The sequence below is a fragment of the Enterobacter sp. SECR19-1250 genome, from assembly GCF_013391025.1.
Lineage (GTDB): Bacteria > Pseudomonadota > Gammaproteobacteria > Enterobacterales > Enterobacteriaceae > Enterobacter > Enterobacter cloacae.
The window spans coordinates 31,709-48,931 of the sequence record NZ_JACASJ010000010.1 but is presented as its reverse complement, the minus strand read 5'-3'; the positions used below and the strand labels follow the sequence as shown (position 1 = coordinate 48,931).

17 protein-coding genes are annotated in these 17,223 nt (G+C 54.9%); 8 read left to right on the top strand and 9 right to left on the bottom strand.

Annotation, left to right across the window (positions count from 1 at the left end):
* The first annotated feature begins 38 nt into the window (after positions 1-38).
* The 5 genes from ftsZ (at position 39) to mutT (ending at position 6,206) form a co-directional block, all read left to right on the top strand.
* On the top strand, positions 39-1,190 hold the full coding sequence (gene ftsZ, locus HX884_RS04530; RefSeq protein ID WP_178327767.1) for a cell division protein FtsZ: 1,152 nt from the start codon (positions 39-41) through the stop codon (positions 1,188-1,190).
* Positions 1,191-1,291: 101 nt separating this feature from the next.
* The gene (gene lpxC, locus HX884_RS04525) at positions 1,292-2,209 is read left to right on the top strand and encodes a UDP-3-O-acyl-N-acetylglucosamine deacetylase (protein ID WP_013095578.1); all 918 of its coding nucleotides are present in this window, start codon (positions 1,292-1,294) and stop codon (positions 2,207-2,209) included.
* A 279-nt stretch (positions 2,210-2,488) separates the two neighbouring features.
* The gene (secM, locus tag HX884_RS04520; protein ID WP_013095579.1) at positions 2,489-2,992 is read left to right on the top strand and encodes a secA translation cis-regulator SecM; all 504 of its coding nucleotides are present in this window, start codon (positions 2,489-2,491) and stop codon (positions 2,990-2,992) included.
* A gap of 59 nt (positions 2,993-3,051) precedes the next feature.
* Positions 3,052-5,757 (top strand): preprotein translocase subunit SecA, encoded by a 2,706-nt coding sequence (gene secA, locus HX884_RS04515; protein ID WP_013095581.1) that lies wholly within the window; start codon positions 3,052-3,054, stop codon positions 5,755-5,757.
* 56 nt (positions 5,758-5,813) lie between these two features.
* Positions 5,814-6,206, top strand: coding sequence for an 8-oxo-dGTP diphosphatase MutT (gene mutT, locus HX884_RS04510; protein WP_178327766.1), 393 nt, complete (start codon positions 5,814-5,816; stop codon positions 6,204-6,206).
* Between the two features lie 34 nt (positions 6,207-6,240).
* Here mutT and yacG read toward each other — a convergent pair whose 3' ends face one another.
* Genes yacG through coaE form a run of 3 tightly spaced genes read right to left on the bottom strand, consistent with a single transcriptional unit; the run spans position 6,241 to position 7,808 of the window.
* The gene (yacG, locus tag HX884_RS04505) at positions 6,241-6,435 is read right to left on the bottom strand and encodes a DNA gyrase inhibitor YacG (RefSeq protein ID WP_003856332.1); all 195 of its coding nucleotides are present in this window, start codon (positions 6,433-6,435) and stop codon (positions 6,241-6,243) included.
* A gap of 9 nt (positions 6,436-6,444) precedes the next feature.
* Entirely contained in the window at positions 6,445-7,188 is a 744-nt protein-coding gene (zapD, locus tag HX884_RS04500; protein ID WP_178327765.1) for a cell division protein ZapD, read from the bottom strand.
* Positions 7,188-7,808, bottom strand: a complete 621-nt coding sequence (coaE, locus tag HX884_RS04495) for a dephospho-CoA kinase (RefSeq protein ID WP_048972710.1) — start codon at positions 7,806-7,808, stop codon at positions 7,188-7,190. Before coaE ends, zapD begins: the two co-directional genes overlap by 1 nt.
* A gap of 228 nt (positions 7,809-8,036) precedes the next feature.
* On the opposite strand from coaE, the gene HX884_RS04490 reads away from it, so the two are divergent.
* The gene (locus HX884_RS04490; RefSeq protein WP_178327764.1) at positions 8,037-9,080 is read left to right on the top strand and encodes a GMP reductase; all 1,044 of its coding nucleotides are present in this window, start codon (positions 8,037-8,039) and stop codon (positions 9,078-9,080) included.
* Between the two features lie 32 nt (positions 9,081-9,112).
* Here HX884_RS04490 and hofC read toward each other — a convergent pair whose 3' ends face one another.
* The 4 genes from hofC to nadC all read right to left on the bottom strand — a co-directional run bounded on the left by hofC (position 9,113) and on the right by nadC (position 13,188).
* Entirely contained in the window at positions 9,113-10,297 is a 1,185-nt protein-coding gene (gene hofC, locus HX884_RS04485; RefSeq protein ID WP_178327763.1) for a protein transport protein HofC, read from the bottom strand.
* Positions 10,287-11,669 carry a type II secretion system protein GspE gene (gspE, locus tag HX884_RS04480; RefSeq protein WP_178327762.1) on the bottom strand — a complete coding sequence of 461 codons (1,383 nt, stop codon included), beginning with the start codon at positions 11,667-11,669 and terminating at the stop codon, positions 10,287-10,289. Before gspE ends, hofC begins: the two co-directional genes overlap by 11 nt.
* Positions 11,670-11,681: 12 nt before the next feature.
* On the bottom strand, positions 11,682-12,119 hold the full coding sequence (gene ppdD, locus HX884_RS04475) for a prepilin peptidase-dependent pilin (RefSeq protein ID WP_040022095.1): 438 nt from the start codon (positions 12,117-12,119) through the stop codon (positions 11,682-11,684).
* 175 nt (positions 12,120-12,294) lie between these two features.
* On the bottom strand, positions 12,295-13,188 hold the full coding sequence (gene nadC, locus HX884_RS04470; RefSeq protein ID WP_029882708.1) for a carboxylating nicotinate-nucleotide diphosphorylase: 894 nt from the start codon (positions 13,186-13,188) through the stop codon (positions 12,295-12,297).
* An 87-nt stretch (positions 13,189-13,275) separates the two neighbouring features.
* Between nadC and ampD the strand changes: the two genes are divergently transcribed.
* A complete protein-coding gene (gene ampD, locus HX884_RS04465) occupies positions 13,276-13,827 on the top strand; it encodes a 1,6-anhydro-N-acetylmuramyl-L-alanine amidase AmpD (RefSeq protein ID WP_020688507.1) in 552 nt (183 codons plus the stop codon).
* A 9-nt stretch (positions 13,828-13,836) separates the two neighbouring features.
* Positions 13,837-14,691: a beta-lactamase regulator AmpE gene (ampE, locus tag HX884_RS04460; protein WP_020688508.1), complete on the top strand. Its 855-nt coding sequence runs from the start codon at positions 13,837-13,839 to the stop codon at positions 14,689-14,691.
* Between the two features lie 18 nt (positions 14,692-14,709).
* Here the strand turns inward: ampE and HX884_RS04455 are convergent, their stop codons facing one another.
* Together HX884_RS04455 and HX884_RS04450 are read right to left on the bottom strand one after the other, a co-directional pair.
* Positions 14,710-15,660, bottom strand: a complete 951-nt coding sequence (locus tag HX884_RS04455; protein WP_038418687.1) for a family 43 glycosylhydrolase — start codon at positions 15,658-15,660, stop codon at positions 14,710-14,712.
* Entirely contained in the window at positions 15,653-17,065 is a 1,413-nt protein-coding gene (locus HX884_RS04450; RefSeq protein WP_020688510.1) for a glycoside-pentoside-hexuronide (GPH):cation symporter, read from the bottom strand. Before HX884_RS04450 ends, HX884_RS04455 begins: the two co-directional genes overlap by 8 nt.
* Positions 17,066-17,223: the final 158 nt, after the last annotated feature.

The window sequence follows — 17,223 nt, the reverse complement described above, 5'->3', positions numbered from 1 at the left end:
AACGGTCTCGGGCGACAGGCACAACGGAGAGAGAAATTATGTTTGAACCTATGGAACTGACCAACGACGCGGTGATTAAAGTCATCGGCGTCGGTGGCGGCGGCGGTAACGCCGTAGAGCATATGGTGCGCGAGCGCATTGAAGGTGTTGAATTCTTTGCGGTTAACACCGATGCACAGGCACTGCGTAAGACGGCAGTCGGCCAGACTATCCAGATCGGTGGTGGCATCACCAAAGGTCTGGGCGCAGGGGCTAACCCGGAAGTAGGTCGCAATGCGGCTGAAGAAGATCGTGAAGCGCTGCGTGCTGCACTGGAAGGTGCGGACATGGTCTTCATCGCAGCAGGAATGGGTGGCGGTACAGGTACCGGCGCAGCACCTGTTGTGGCTGAAGTGGCTAAAGATTTAGGTATCCTGACCGTTGCTGTCGTGACCAAGCCTTTCAATTTTGAAGGCAAGAAACGTATGGCCTTCGCGGAGCAGGGTATCACCGAGCTGTCCAAGCATGTGGACTCGCTGATCACCATCCCGAACGACAAACTGCTGAAAGTGCTGGGTCGCGGTATCTCTCTGCTGGATGCCTTTGGCGCAGCAAACGACGTGCTGAAAGGCGCGGTTCAGGGTATCGCTGAACTGATTACCCGTCCTGGCCTGATGAACGTTGACTTTGCTGACGTTCGCACCGTGATGTCCGAAATGGGCTACGCGATGATGGGCTCCGGCGTGGCGAGCGGTGAAGACCGTGCGGAAGAAGCAGCAGAAATGGCTATCTCTTCTCCGCTGCTGGAAGATATCGATCTGTCGGGTGCGCGTGGCGTGCTGGTCAACATCACCGCTGGCTTCGACCTGCGTCTGGATGAGTTCGAAACCGTGGGTAACACCATCCGTGCGTTCGCCTCTGACAACGCGACCGTGGTAATCGGTACCTCCCTTGACCCGGAAATGAACGACGAGCTGCGTGTAACGGTTGTTGCTACCGGTATCGGTATGGACAAGCGCCCTGAAATCACTCTGGTGACGAACAAGCAGACTCAGCAACCGGTAATGGATCGTTACCAGCAGCACGGTATGTCTCCTCTGACTCAGGAGCAAAAACCGTCCGCGAAAGTGGTTAATGACCCAACGCCGCAAACGGCGAAAGAGCCAGATTATCTGGATATCCCGGCGTTCCTGCGTAAGCAAGCTGACTAAGAATTGGCTGGAATTTGGGGATTTCCGCTCTTTGTGCTAAACTGGCCCACCGTTAGTGATATACACTCTCGGTTGGATAGTTAATTTGGCGAGATTATACGATGATCAAACAAAGGACACTTAAACGTATCGTTCAGGCGACGGGTGTCGGTTTACATACCGGCAAGAAAGTCACCCTGACGTTACGCCCTGCGCCGGCCAATACCGGGGTCATCTATCGTCGCACCGACTTGAATCCACCGGTAGATTTTCCGGCCGATGCCAAATCTGTGCGTGATACTATGCTCTGTACTTGTCTGGTGAACGAGCATGACGTGCGGATTTCTACCGTAGAGCACCTGAACGCCGCCCTGGCGGGTCTGGGTATCGACAACATTATTGTTGAAGTCGATGCGCCAGAAATTCCGATCATGGATGGTAGTGCTGCTCCGTTCGTTTATCTGTTGCTGGATGCAGGTATCGAAGAACTGAACTGCGCGAAGAAATTTGTTCGCATCAAAGAGACCGTTCGCGTCGAAGATGGCGACAAGTGGGCTGAATTCAAACCGTACAATGGTTTCTCGTTGGACTTCACCATCGATTTTAACCATCCGGCGATTGATGCCAGTACCCAGCGCTATGCGATGAACTTCTCTGCTGATGCGTTTATGCGCCAGATCAGCCGTGCTCGTACTTTCGGCTTCATGCGTGATATCGAATATCTGCAGTCCCGCGGCCTGTGCCTGGGCGGCAGCTTCGATTGTGCCATCGTTGTTGACGATTATCGCGTACTGAACGAAGACGGTCTGCGTTTCGAAGATGAATTCGTTCGCCACAAAATGCTTGATGCAATTGGCGACCTGTTCATGTGTGGTCACAACATTATTGGTGCATTTACCGCGTTCAAATCCGGTCATGCGCTGAATAACAAACTCTTGCAGGCCGTCCTTGCAAAACAGGAAGCGTGGGAGTATGTGACCTTCGAAGACGAAGCTGAACTGCCGCTGGCCTTCAAAGCCCCTGGCCTGGTTCTGGCGTAACGGTTCAAGCCGTTTCGTAAAAAATCGACTGGTTAACCTGGTACTCTCTCCGACCAGGGAAACCAGTCGTTTTTATTTTTACCTTTCTTCATTTTGCCCCAGCTTCCCCTTTCGCTTAGCAGGCGTAGAAAATCTGTGCGTTAGCTGCATTCTTGACCGTTTTTCCCCGCTGCAGTACGTCATTCCTGCTGCTGTGTATTGGCTTTAGTGGTAATATCTGGGCGCTTAAAAGAATAACTGAACTCAGCCTGTGTAAGACGGGCTTATGTGGTGGAGCAAGTGAGCGGAATTCTGACGCGCTGGCGACAATTTGGCAGACGTTACTTCTGGCCGCATCTCTTATTAGGGATGGTCGCGGCGAGTTTCGGCTTGCCTGCGCTCAGCAACAGCGCCGAAGCTGCCACACCGGCAAAGACGTCAACCACCAAACACGATCTCACCGCGCGCGTTAACTTCACCAATCTTGCGTGGCTTGAAGCCAGCCGCCGTCCTAACTTTTCGGTAGATTACTGGCAGCAGCACGCCATCCGCACGGTTATTCGCCATCTGTCATTTGCAATGGCGCCACAGGCCATACCGGTTGCTGAAGAGACGCTGCCGGTTCAGGCGCAACACCTTGCGCTGCTGGATACGCTCAACGCGCTGTTGACGCAGGACAGCCAGCCAGCTGTTAGCGTTCCGCAGACAGCGCAATCCATCGTTGTTTCACCCGCCACATTCTCTGTCTCGACGTGGATAAGCCAGGTTCATGGCATCCGCGCCGGGCCTCAGCGCCTCAGTTAAATTAACCGTTTTCAATACCTTAATTTATCTGCCCGTTATGGGGCGTTTGAGAATTTATTATGCTAATCAAATTATTAACCAAAGTTTTTGGTAGTCGTAACGATCGTACCCTGCGCCGTATGCGCAAAGCTGTCGCTGTCATCAACGGTATGGAACCGGCGATGGAGAAGCTGTCTGATGACGAGCTGAAAGCGAAAACCGCAGAATTCCGCGCACGCCTGGAAAAAGGCGAAACCTTAGAAAGCCTGATCCCGGAAGCCTTCGCGGTTGTGCGTGAAGCGAGTAAACGTGTATTCGGCATGCGTCACTTCGACGTGCAGCTGCTGGGCGGTATGGTGCTCAACGAGCGCTGCATCGCGGAAATGCGTACCGGTGAAGGTAAAACCCTGACCGCGACGCTGCCTGCCTACCTGAATGCACTGACCGGTAAAGGCGTGCACGTCGTGACCGTCAACGACTATCTGGCACAGCGTGACGCCGAAAATAACCGTCCATTGTTCGAATTCCTGGGGATGACCGTCGGCATCAACATGTCCGGTCTTCCTGCGCCAGCCAAGCGCGAAGCGTATAACGCCGATATCACCTACGGTACCAACAACGAATACGGCTTCGACTACCTGCGTGACAACATGGCGTTCAGCCCTGAAGAACGTGTGCAGCGTAAACTGCATTATGCGCTGGTGGATGAGGTGGACTCCATTCTGATCGATGAAGCGCGTACCCCGCTGATCATCTCCGGTCCGGCCGAAGACAGCTCTGATATGTACCGTAAAGTCGACAAAATCATTCCACATCTGCTGCGTCAGGAGAAAGAAGACTCCGATACCTTCCAGGGTGAAGGCCACTTCTCCGTTGATGAAAAAGCGCGCCAGGTGAACCTGACTGAACGTGGTCTGGTTAAAATTGAAGAGCTGTTAGTGGCTGAAGGCATCATGGAAGAGGGCGAGTCTCTTTACTCCCCGAGCAACATCATGCTGATGCACCACGTGACTGCCGCACTGCGCGCCCATGCGCTGTTCACTCGCGACGTCGACTACATCGTCAAAGACGGCGAAGTCATCATCGTTGATGAGCACACCGGCCGTACCATGCAGGGTCGTCGCTGGTCTGACGGTCTGCACCAGGCCGTTGAAGCCAAAGAAGGCGTGGATATTCAAAACGAAAACCAGACGCTGGCGTCTATTACCTTCCAGAACTACTTCCGTCTGTACGAGAAGCTGGCAGGGATGACCGGTACAGCAGATACCGAAGCGTTTGAATTCAGCTCCATCTACAAACTGGATACCGTTGTCGTTCCAACCAACCGTCCAATGATCCGTAAGGACATGCCGGACCTGGTCTACATGACCGAAGCGGAAAAAATTCAGGCAATCATCGAAGATATTCGCGAGCGTACAGCTAAAGGCCAGCCGGTTCTGGTGGGGACCATCTCCATCGAGAAATCCGAAGTGGTGTCTAATGAGCTGACCAAAGCGGGTATCAAGCACAACGTACTGAACGCCAAATTCCACGCCAAAGAAGCAGATATCGTTGCGCAGGCGGGTTATCCGGCGGCTGTGACCATCGCCACCAACATGGCGGGTCGTGGTACCGATATTATGCTGGGCGGTAGCTGGCAGGCCGAAGTGGCTGAGCTGGAAAACCCAACGCCGGAACAGATTGCGCAGATCAAAGCCGACTGGCAGGTGCGTCATGACGCGGTTCTGGCATCTGGTGGTCTGCACATCATTGGTACCGAGCGTCACGAATCACGTCGTATCGATAACCAGCTGCGTGGTCGTGCAGGTCGTCAGGGGGATGCCGGTTCTTCCCGCTTCTACCTGTCGATGGAAGATGCGCTGATGCGTATCTTCGCCTCTGACCGTGTTTCCGGCATGATGCGTAAGCTGGGGATGAAACCTGGTGAAGCCATTGAGCACCCATGGGTGACCAAAGCGATTGCCAACGCGCAGCGTAAAGTGGAAAGCCGCAACTTCGATATTCGTAAGCAGCTGCTGGAATATGACGACGTCGCCAACGATCAGCGTCGTGCTATCTATACCCAGCGTAACGAACTGCTGGACGTATCCGACGTGAGCGAAACCATCAACAGCATTCGTGAAGATGTGTTCAAAGCGACTATCGATGCGCACATTCCGCCTCAGTCTCTGGAAGAGATGTGGGATATCGAAGGCCTTCAGGAGCGCCTGAAAAACGACTTCGACCTCGACCTGCCAATCAAAGAGTGGCTGGATAAAGAGCCTGAGCTGCACGAAGAGACCCTGCGCGAGCGTATCTACGAAACCGCGCTGGAGGTATATAAGCGTAAGGAAGAGGTTGTTGGCGCTGAGATGATGCGTCATTTCGAAAAAGGGGTGATGCTGCAGACGCTGGACTCACTGTGGAAAGAGCACCTGGCGGCGATGGACTACCTGCGTCAGGGGATCCACCTGCGTGGCTATGCGCAGAAAGATCCTAAGCAGGAGTACAAGCGCGAATCCTTCTCGATGTTTGCCTCCATGCTGGAGTCGCTGAAATATGAAGTTATCAGCACCCTGAGCAAAGTGCAGGTGCGTATGCCGGAAGAAGTGGAAGCGATGGAGCAACAGCGTCGTGAGGAAGCCGAGCGTCTGGCACAGATGCAGCAGCTCAGCCACCAGACTGACGATAGCGAAGCCGCTGCGGCGATCGCCGCGCAAACTGGCGATCGCAAAGTGGGGCGTAACGATCCGTGCCCATGCGGCTCCGGTAAAAAATATAAGGCGTGCCACGGCCGTCTGAGCTAAGTTCATAAAAAACGAAAAGGCGCAGAAATCTGCGCCTTTTTTATGGAAGTGACAATATGAAAATACTGCAAATTGCTGTCGGGATTATTCGCAACCCGCAAAACCAAATCTTCATCACGCAACGTGCCTCTGACGCCCACATGGCAAACAAGTGGGAGTTTCCTGGCGGGAAAATCGAGTCCGGTGAAACGCCGGAGCAGGCGCTGGTGCGTGAGCTTCAGGAAGAGGTCGGCATCACTCCGATTGGCGCAACGCTGTTTGATAAGCTGGAATACCAGTTTCCGGATCGTCACATCACGCTGTGGTTCTGGCTTGTGGAAAGCTGGCAGGGGGAACCCTGGGGGAAAGAGGGTCAACCGGGTGGCTGGGTTTCGCTTCACGCGAGTGATGCCGAAAAATTTCCTCCGGCAAATGCGCCCGTCATATCCCGGCTAACGGGCAACCTGTAGGCCTGCTAGGCGAAGCGCCAGCAGGCATCTACCGCTACTGCTGGTTTTCGCTCCAGTCATCGCTGTCTGAGAGGTCGCCTTCACTTGGAATGCGTTTCTCTTCCGCCGCCCATTCGCCCAGGTCAATTAACTGACAGCGCTTACAGCAGAATGGGCGAAACGGACTCACCTCTCCCCAGACAACAGTTTTGCCACAGGTTGGGCAGTTTACGGTGGTTACATCAGACATAGGCACTCCTTAACAACAGGCCAGTTCAAAATCGAGGCGTTCCGGCACGGTGCCATTTTCACTATCCAGCGGCATAAAGCGAATCGCAAAACGACTCTTATGTCCGGAGATTTGCGGGTAAAGCTGTTCACCCAGAGAGAGATTCAGACGCAGCAGATCCGCATCATCACCGTTGTCCTGGTAGAAACCGTTCAGGCTGGTTTGCTTGCGGAATGGCGCCGAGTTACGGATGAGATCGAGGATCAGGGATAACGTCTGATGCATTGGCTCCAGGCTGTCCAGCCAGCTTTTCACCTGTGCATCACGCTGGACCTGCGGCATATGCAACCACATATGCAGTGTCGGCAGGTCAAAGCTACAGCAGCCGCCCGGGATACTCAGGCGCTGGCGCACCAGCCCGATTAAGCGGTCTTCGCGCAAAAACTGCCCAACGCGGGGAGCGGCCATCAGCGTACTGCTGCTGTTTTTAAGCTGTTTACGGAGTGAATCAATGCGGCTCTGGTCAACGCCCGGTACTTCGGCCCAGGCCTGTAATTTACGCTGCTGGCGCTCCAGCTCTTTCAGTAGCTCGGTGCGAACGTCGCCTCGTTCAATTACATCCAGAAGATCGCCCACATTGCGGAAGAAGTGCAGCGCCGTCGCATGATCGTTGATGGGCAAATGTTGTGAGAGTTGTTGAATCAGAAATTCGATACGCAGCCAGGTACGCATTTTTTCGTTGAGCGGATGCTCAAAAAGGATGTGGGTCGACATTATGGTTTTTCCTGTGCAACGGCCTGCGCGGCATACGTCAGATACTGCGCGTGCAGGCGGGCAACATCCGATGCAATGGCATCTGGTGCGCCGTTATTATCAATAACATCATCCGCAACGGCAAGGCGCTGAGCGCGCGTGGCCTGAGCGGCAAGAATTTGTTCAGCCTGTTCGCGCGAGACATGGTCGCGCGCCACGGTGCGCTGGATTTGCGTTTCGGGTGAGACATCAATGACCAGTACCCGGTCCGCTTTATTGTGCAGTTGATTCTCTACCAGCAGCGGAACCACCCACAGAACATATGGCGAGCGGGCTGCAGCAATCTGACGCTGGGTTTCCTGGTGGATAATGGGGTGGAGCAGAGCATTAAGCCAGGTCTTTTCTGAAGAATCAGAAAAAATGCACTCACGAAGCTTGCGGCGATTTAGCGTGCCATCCGCGTTGATAATTGCCTGACCAAAATGTGCCTTAATGGCGTTTAGTGCGGGTGTATCTGGCTCTACCACCTGACGGGCAATGATATCGGCATCGATTATGGTGATACCCAGACGAGAAAATGCGTCCGCAACGGTACTTTTCCCGCTACCGATGCCGCCGGTTAATGCGACGATATACCCCATTAAATCAAATCCTGGGAATTATTCATTATTAAAATCAGTTGGTTAAAATTCAAACGTGCGCCAGCCACTGTTTGGCTCTCTTTACCGGCTTTTTACCAGGTAAATTTATAGGATTGTAGCGTAAAAAAAGAGAATTTCGCAGTCTTGCGGAGCAGGTATTAGTGCGTATGATAACGTCACTGGAGTTGTGCTTTTAACATATTTGCCTCTAACCCCAGGAATCCGCACATGCGTATCGAAGAAGATCTGAAGTTAGGTTTCAAAGACGTTCTTATCCGCCCTAAACGCTCTACACTGAAAAGTCGCTCAGACGTTGAACTCGAGCGTCAATTCACCTTTAAACATTCCGGTCAGACCTGGTCTGGCGTGCCGATCATCGCAGCCAATATGGATACGGTGGGAACCTTCGAGATGGCGACCGCGCTGGCGAAATTCGATATCCTTACCGCTGTGCATAAGCACTACAGCCCGGAAGAGTGGAATGCCTTTATCGCCTCTGCATCGGACGATGTGGTGAAGCATGTCATGGTTTCCACCGGTACCTCCGATGCCGATTTCGAGAAGACCAAACAGATTCTTGACGCTAACCCGGCGCTCAATTTTGTCTGTATTGATGTGGCAAATGGTTACTCCGAGCACTTCGTGCAGTTTGTCAGCAAGGCGCGTGAGGCCTGGCCCACCAAAACCATTATTGCGGGCAACGTGGTAACCGGTGAAATGTGTGAAGAGCTGATCCTTTCCGGTGCAGACATCGTAAAAGTGGGCATTGGCCCGGGTTCCGTGTGTACCACGCGTGTGAAGACCGGTGTGGGTTACCCGCAACTTTCTGCGGTGATTGAGTGTGCTGATGCCGCGCACGGTCTGGGCGGCCAGATCATCAGCGACGGCGGTTGCACCATGCCGGGTGATGTCGCGAAAGCCTTTGGCGGCGGCGCGGATTTCGTGATGCTCGGCGGCATGCTGGCGGGTCATGAAGAGAGCGGCGGTACCGTGGTTGAAGAGAACGGCGAGAAGTTCATGCTGTTCTACGGCATGAGCTCAGAATCAGCAATGACTCGTCACGTAGGTGGCGTGGCAAAATACCGTGCTGCGGAAGGCAAAACCGTGAAGCTGCCTCTGCGTGGCCCGGTCGAAAACACGGCTCGTGACATCCTGGGCGGCCTGCGTTCCGCATGTACCTACGTTGGGGCATCCCGTCTGAAAGAGCTGACAAAACGTACGACGTTTATCCGCGTTCAGGAGCAGGAAAACCGCGTTTTCAATAGCCTGTAATGTTTCTGCTGGCGTATGTCCGTACGCCAGCGTTATCCCGCGCTCATTGCATCCCCGAGAGGGAAAATGGGCAGATACATCGCCACCACCAGCGTACCGATAATCACCCCTTTCACAATCAGCAGCACTGGCTCCAGAAGCGCGGCCAGATTATCTGCCAGTTGAAAGGTTTGCTCCGTATGATGGCGGGCAAGGTTTTCCAGCATGATGTCGAGTGACCCAGAGACCTCTCCGGTGCGTATGAGTTGAATGCACAGCGGGGTAAATACGGCCGCTTTCTGAAATGAAGACCAGATGGTAAAGCCTTGTTCAATGTCCCCACGAACGCTGCGCAATATGCCTTGCCAGTACCGGCTATCAACGGTCTCTTCCGCGCTCTGTAATCCCTGTAAAAAGGGGATGCCCGCCTGCTGCGTGAGTGACAGTACGGTAAAGATCTGCCCCAGTTTTTGCCCTCTTGCCAGCCTTCCCGTCACGGGAATATGCATCAGGATACGTTGCCAGCGCGGATCCCGTCGCAGCGCCCAGGCGATGGCCACGGGAATAAGCAACAGCACGAACAGGGCGATGGCGTATGTCTGGATAAACGCCGACAGGCCCATGACCATCTGTGTCAGCAGCGGCAGGGGAGTATTAAACGTTTTGTAGATGGCCGCGAACTCCGGCAAGACCAGAGTGACCATGGCCAGAACGACAAGAATGGCCAGCGCCAGGATGATCGTCGGATAGCGCAACGCCTTCTTCACTTTTGCCGTGAGTTGCTGCTGGGATTGTTGCTGCTGAGCGAGCTGGCGGCAGCACGTTTCCAGCTTCCCCGTTAGCTCCCCTGTTTTTACCATCGAGACATACAGCGGGCTAAATACCGCAGGCCATCGCTTCAGCGCCTCGGAAAAGGCGCATCCCTCGCTCAGATCATCATTCATGTTTTCCAGCAGCGCCTGCCAGTGTTTGACAGGATGCTGCTCGGCCAGCATTTGCAGACTTTGCGATAACGTCAGGCCAGCCTGCAACAGCGTGGCAAGCTGGCGAAACATCTCATAGCAATGCTGGGGTCGCCAGCGGTGCGTCAGCGAGCATCGGGTGAGCGAAAGTGGATGTAACTCTTTACGCATCAGCCTGACGAAGGCCGTTTCGCGATCTGCCGCCCACAGCACCCCACACAGAGATTCGCCTTCACTGGATAGCGCCCGCCAGCGCCAGAGATGATTAATACTCATTGGGCATTCCCAGCACGCGCAGCAACTCTTCGAGCGTGGTCAGACCTTGCTCTACGGCCAGACAACCCTGCTCAAATAACGATGTCATTCCCGCCTGACGGGCGCTGGCTTCGATGACCTCTATCGAGGCACCACTGGCGATGGCCTGCCGGAGCGTGGTGTCGATGGCGAGGACTTCAAAAATGGCGACGCGGCCATAAAAGCCGTGATAGCAGCGATCGCAGCCGCCAGGTTGCCAGCGAGGAAGCGGCCGGGGCCATACGGTGCGCGGTAATTCTGCGCGGCTGCTGGCTTCCTGCCGACAGTGAGGACACAGACGACGCACCAGCCGCTGGGCAATCACCAGCGAAAGCGCAGAGGAGATCATCCAGCGTGCGACCCCCATCTGTTGCAGGCGAATGACGGTTTCCGTCGTGGAGTTGGTGTGCAGCGTCGACAGCACCAGATGCCCGGTCTGTGCGGCGTTAATGGCGATCTCTGCCGTTTCACTATCGCGGATTTCGCCTACCATAATGATGTCCGGATCCTGGCGCAGGAGCGCCCGCAGAACGCTTTGAAAGGTTAAGCCCGCACGGGGATTAATCTGCGTTTGGTTCAGCCCCGCAAGCGGGATCTCGATCGGATCTTCCACGCTGCAGATGTTAACGTCAGGGGTATTACGCGCCTGCAATGCGCTATAGAGCGTGACCGTTTTTCCGCTGCCAGTGGGGCCTGTGACCAAAATCAGCCCCTGCGGTTGATGAAGGATCTCGTTAAAGCGGGCCAGCTGTTTCGCACTCATTCCCAGTTTTTCGGGTTCCAGCGCCTGATGAACCTGATGCAGCAGGCGCAGCACAATTTTCTCTCCGCCGCTGCAGGGAAGCGTGGCGATGCGAAAAGAGACCGGCTCGCTTGCCAGTTCAATCGTAAATTGACCATCCTGCGGTAAACGGCGCTCCGCAATATCCAGTTGGCCCAGCACTTTTAAGCGAGCGGCGAGGGTATTTGCCACCGCTGCAGAAAGCGGTGGCAGCGGGCAAAGCACACCGTCAACACGCAAGCGGACCTGACAGATATCCCCCATCGGTTCGATATGAATGTCAGATGCGCGCTGGTTGATCGCCTGCTGCAGGGTGTGGTTGAGAATATCCACCGTGTTATGCGGTGTTAAAACAACCGGGAGGTGTGATTGCGCGGTTAACTGCCGGTGTTTTTCCATGCGCTCCGCTGTCCAGCATTCAATATCAATACGTTTTTGCGTGGCGAAACGCAGCGCTTCCATCATTTCAGCGGCGGGATTGCCCACGACGGCGATGCTAATCATGTCGGCGTCGCTGGTCAGCAGCAAAGCATGGTGGCGCTGGCACAGGGTGACGAGTTGATCTGAATTCATTATCCGCTCCTGTCAGTTACTGTCGAAACGGAAAACATCTTCACAGGCCTCTTTGAGCGCACCGTCGTTGCTGATATTGCAGCTACGTTTCCAGCCCGTCATACCGTTGCCACTGCTCCATTGCGGTGTCACCACCACCTCAAGTCCGTTGAGGCTCTCCTGGCCCGTTAACGTCACGACGCCCTGCGTCACGCTCATTCCTGAGACATACCGTGTTGTCGTTGGAGAAGGGATACCGTTACTGCCGCCGTCGCAGCTCGTCACGCCGCCATGTTCCAGGGCACAAAGTTCAATCGCCGTGCGATAGGGCACGAACGTTTGCAGCATGTCGGTCAGGGCCGCTTTTCGCAGGTAGTTCTGGTAGGCGGGAATACCAATGGCGCTCAGGATGGCAATAATGCCGATTACCACCATCAGCTCAATGAGCGTGAAGCCTTGTTGTCTGTTCATATCTGCTCCTCAGGGTTAAGTGGCGCTACTCTGACAGCGGGGAAAAAAGCAGACGAGGGGCAAAAAATGGAACGTGAAGCGGCGTTCAGGGAATTTGTACTTACTTGCAGAGAAGAACAGAGAGATTGCGAGGAGGGCTGAAATTTCCCCTCTCCAGCAGAGAGGGGAGACGACGTTATTTGAAGCGCATGGAGAGATCGAGGGCGCGAACGTGCTTGGTCAGCGCCCCGACAGAAATGTAGTCCACGCCGGTTTCGGCGAATTCACGGATCGTTTCGAAGGTGACGTTCCCTGAAACTTCGAGCTGTGCCTGGCCGTTGGTGAGCTTCACCGCCTCGCGCATCTGTGCTGTTGCAAAGTTATCGAGCATGATGATATCGGCACCGGCCTTGATGGCCTGCTCCAGCTCTTCGAGGTTTTCAACTTCCACTTCAACCGGCACATCAGGGTGCAGCCAGAAGGCTTTCTCCACCGCCTGACGCACGGAGCCAGAGGCAATAATGTGGTTCTCTTTAATCAGGAAGGCGTCTGACAACCCCAGACGGTGGTTGGCTCCCCCGCCACAAAGCACCGCGTACTTTAATGCCGTGCGCAGACCCGGCAGCGTTTTACGGGTGTCCAGCAGTTGCGTATGGGTACCGGCCAGCAGGTCAACGTAACGACGCACTTCGCTTGCCACTCCTGACAGGGTCTGAACAAAGTTAAGCGCGGTACGTTCACCGGTCAGCAGCACGCGGGACGGGCCTTCAAGCTCAAACAGCGGCTGGTTTGCGGTAATGGCGTCACCGTCTTCAACATGCCAGGTGATTTGCACCTCATCGCCGGCCAGTTGAGTAAAGACCTCTTCAACCCAGCGCTTGCCGCAAAACACGCCATCTTCACGGGTGATGATCACGGCGTGTGAGCGTGTCTCTTTCGGCAATAATTGTGCGGTAATATCGTTGTCCGCGCTGACGTCACCGCCCAGATCTTCTTTCAAAGCATGGGCAACGCTTGCCGGAATATCCATATTAATACGTTCCAGAAGCGCTTCACGTCGGTGGTCGGGGTTGTAGCGGCGAGGCGGCATGATAAAACTCCAAATTGGTAACGAATCATAATATTGAAACATGCTACTCTGAACCGAGTAACAGCACCATACATAAGGAGTTCCAGCATGTTGTTAGAAGACGGATGGCTGGTGGATGCGCGGCGTGTACCCTCACCGCACCACGATGGCCGCCCGGAGGATGAAAAGCCCACACTGCTGGTGGTTCATAACATTAGTCTCCCGCCGGGTGAGTTTGGCGGTCCGTGGATCGATGCGTTATTCACGGGAACGATAGATCCCGATGCCCATCCTTTCTTTGCTGAGATTGCGCATCTGCGCGTATCGGCGCACTGCCTGATCCGTCGCGATGGCGAAGTGGTTCAGTATGTTCCTTTTGATAAGCGCGCCTGGCATGCGGGTGTCTCGATGTATCAGGGGCGCGAGCGTTGCAATGACTTCTCTATTGGGATTGAACTGGAAGGCACGGACACCACCCCTTATACCGATGCACAGTACCAGCGGTTGGTGGATATCACCCAAACGCTCATCAGGCTTTACCCTGCGATTGCAGAGAACATTACGGGACACTGTGATATCGCCCCGGCGCGAAAAACCGATCCTGGCCCTGCATTTGACTGGCCCCGGTTTCGCGCCATGCTTACCGCGTCGTCAGAATAAGGAGATAACATGACGTTGTTTACCATGCTGCTGGTTATCATCGCTGAACGCTTGTTCAAACTCGGTGAGCACTGGCATCTGGATCACCGGCTGGAGGTGCTTTTCCGCCGGATTAACCATTTTTCCATGCTGCGTACGCTGCTGATGACCGCGGGCGTGATGGTGATTACGTTCTTGCTGCTGCGCTCGTTATACGGCCTCTTTTTCAACGTGCCGCTACTGGTGGTGTGGATCCTGCTCGGCGTGCTGTGTATTGGCGCAGGCAAGGTGCGTATGCACTATCACGCTTATCTGAAAGCCGCTTCCCGTGATGATGCGCATGCACGTAGCGCCATGGCCAGCGAGCTGACGATGATCCACGGCGTGCCGCCGGATTGCGATGAACGCGAGTTCCTGCGTGAACTGCAAAACGCGCTGCTGTGGATTAACTTCCGCTACTACCTGGCGCCGCTGTTCTGGTTTGTGGTGGGGGGCCCGTGGGGGCCGGTACTGCTGATGGGATATGCGTTCCTGCGCGCCTGGCAGACCTGGCTTGCCCGCTATCTCACCCCGCATGAACGTTTGCTCTCCGGCATTGATGCGATCCTGCACGTGCTCGACTGGCTTCCGGTTCGTCTGGTGGGTGTGGTCTACGCGCTTATTGGCCACGGCGAAAAAGCGCTCCCGGCGTGGTTCGCGTCGCTTGGCGACCGTCATACCTCGCAGTACCAGGTGCTCACACGCCTGGCGCAGTTCTCTCTGGCGCGTGAGCCGCATACCGACAAGATAGAAACGCCGAAAGCGGCGGTCTCGATGGCGAAGAAAACGTCGTTTGTGGTGGTCGTTATCGTAGCGTTGCTAACCATTTACGGCACGCTGGTCTGAACCCGCGTGCCGTAGCGGTTACGGCGTATCGGCAGGCGGGATGCCAAAATCAGGCATCCCGTTTTCGTGCCAGCGGACGAGCTTCAGGCGGGTATGACGATTGGGGTCATAAAGCGGATCGCCTTCAATTTCGGTGTAATTTCGCGCGTGATACACCAGCACATCTTCTCCTTCCGGCGTTTGTGTAAAGCTGTTATGGCCTGGCCCATACTGGCGGTTTTCGTAGCTGGTGACGAAGACCGGGCGCGAGGCCTTGTGCCAGTTGGCAGGATTTTGCGGATCGGCATTGATCTCTGTCCACAGCAGCCCCATGCAGTAGTTCTCGTCGGTCGCGCTGGCGGAATAGCTGATAAACAACTTGTCGCCGTGGAACAGCACCGCCGGGCCTTCGTTGACCCAGAAGCCGCGGCACTCCCAGTCATATTCCGGTTTACTGAGCATCACCGGCTCGCCTTTCAGCGTCCACGGGTTCTCCATTTCACATAAATAGAGATTGGAGTTGCCGGAGATATCCGGGGCTTTTTGCGCCCACAGATACCAGCGTTTCCCCTGATGCACGAACGTGGTCGCGTCCAGCGCAAAGGTGTCGAATGGCGTTTTTACCTGGCCTTTTTCAGTCCACGTGCCGGTTAGCGGGTCGCGGTCGGCACACTCCAGCACAAACATGCGGTGCTGGAACATGCCCAGACCATCCAGCGCCTGGGTGTGCGCGGCGGCAAAATAGATGTACCACTTACCGTCGATATGATGCAGTTCCGGTGCCCAGATAAGCTGGCTCATTGGGCCGGTCTCCGGTTTGCGCCATACGACCACCTCGTCGGCACTGCGCAAACCTTCCAGCGACGCTGCCCGGCGGATCGCCAGCCTGTCGTATTGCGGCACGGAGGCGATAAAATAATATTGCCCTTCATGACGCAGAATGTACGGGTCAGCGCGTTGTTCTATAAACGGGTTAGGCCAGTTATGCATGCGGCGTTCCTTCTTTTGTTTCGGCTCTCGTTTCCTGCCAGGCGTTCAGTTCGCTGTAGTTGGTGCGGCGTTTCTCCAGGTCGAGCTGGATCTGTTTCATGGTTTCCCGATCCACTTTCAGCAGTCGTACTACGCCCGCAGTGATCAAATACCCCACACCCGGGATCACGGTAAACAGCAGAACGATCCCGTTAATGGCCTCTGCGCTTTGCGCTTTCGCACCGGCGTCGTAGCCATACCATGAGAGCAGGAAGCCCACCATCGCGCCAGCAATCGCCAGCCCCAGCTTGAGGAAGAAGATATTGCCCGAGAAGCTGATCCCGGTGATGCGTTTACCGGTTTTCCACTCGCCATAGTCGTCCACATCGGCCATTAGCGACCAGTGCAGCGGAGATGGGATCTGGTGAAGAATGTTAAGCAGGAAGTAGAGCACCACGATGGTGACGGTCGCTTTCGGGTCGAAGAAATAGAACGCGCAGGAGAAAAGCGCCAGCACGATGTTGGTCCAGAAGAACACTTTCAGTTTACACCAGCGGTCGGTCAGCACTTTCGCCAGCATACTGCCGAGCATCATCCCCACCACGCCCAGGCTGATAAACAGGGTGGCAAAGTGAGTGCTCTGGCCCATTACCCAGGTGACGTAATACATGGTGGCCGCCATGCGGATAAAGCCCGGGCAGACGTTGCAGAGGGTCAGCAGCAGAATGCGTACCCACTGGTCGTTTTTCCACACGTCCTTCAGATCGTTTTTCAGCTCATCATGGGTCTGCACCGCCGGACGTACGCGCTCGCGCACGGTGGCGAAGCAGAACAGGAACATACAGGTACCAATCAGCGCCAGCACGGTCATCGCCATCTGGTAGCCTTTGGCTTTGTTATCGCCACCAAACCAGTCGGCCATCGGCAGGAGCGTGAGCGACAGTAAAAGCGTGGCAATACCCACCATCACAAAGCGATAGGACTGGCAGGCCACGCGCTCTTTTGGGTCATTGGTGATCACGCCGCCCAACGAGCAGTAGGGAATGTTGATGGCCGTATAGGTTAACGAGAGCAGGAAGTAGGTCACAAAGGCATAGATAACTTTGCTGTTATAGCTCCAGTCAGGCGTGGTGAACATCAGGATACTGAACAGCGCATAGGGGAACGCAATCCACAAAAGCCATGGACGAAACCGCCCATATTTACTGCGGGTACGGTCCGCGATGGCCCCCATAATCGGGTCCGTAACGGCATCAATGACGCGCACGGACAGCAGCAACACGCCGACCAGCGCAGGTGCCAGCCCAAAAATATCGGTATAAAAATAATTAACAAACAACATGATGGCGCCGAAGATGATATTGCATCCTGCATCGCCCATCCCATAGCCGATCTTCTCTTTTACTGACAGTTTATTGTTATCCATTGACTGCTCTCCGGGTGACGGTATGGAGAGAATTATTTGCTGGCTAATCGATATATGCGTTGCAGTATCAGGGCGGTGATATGGATAAAGCGGCTGACGAGGTGAATTTGTGAGGAAGGTAACAAACGCTCAGCACCCGCGAAACGAGTGCTGAGCTG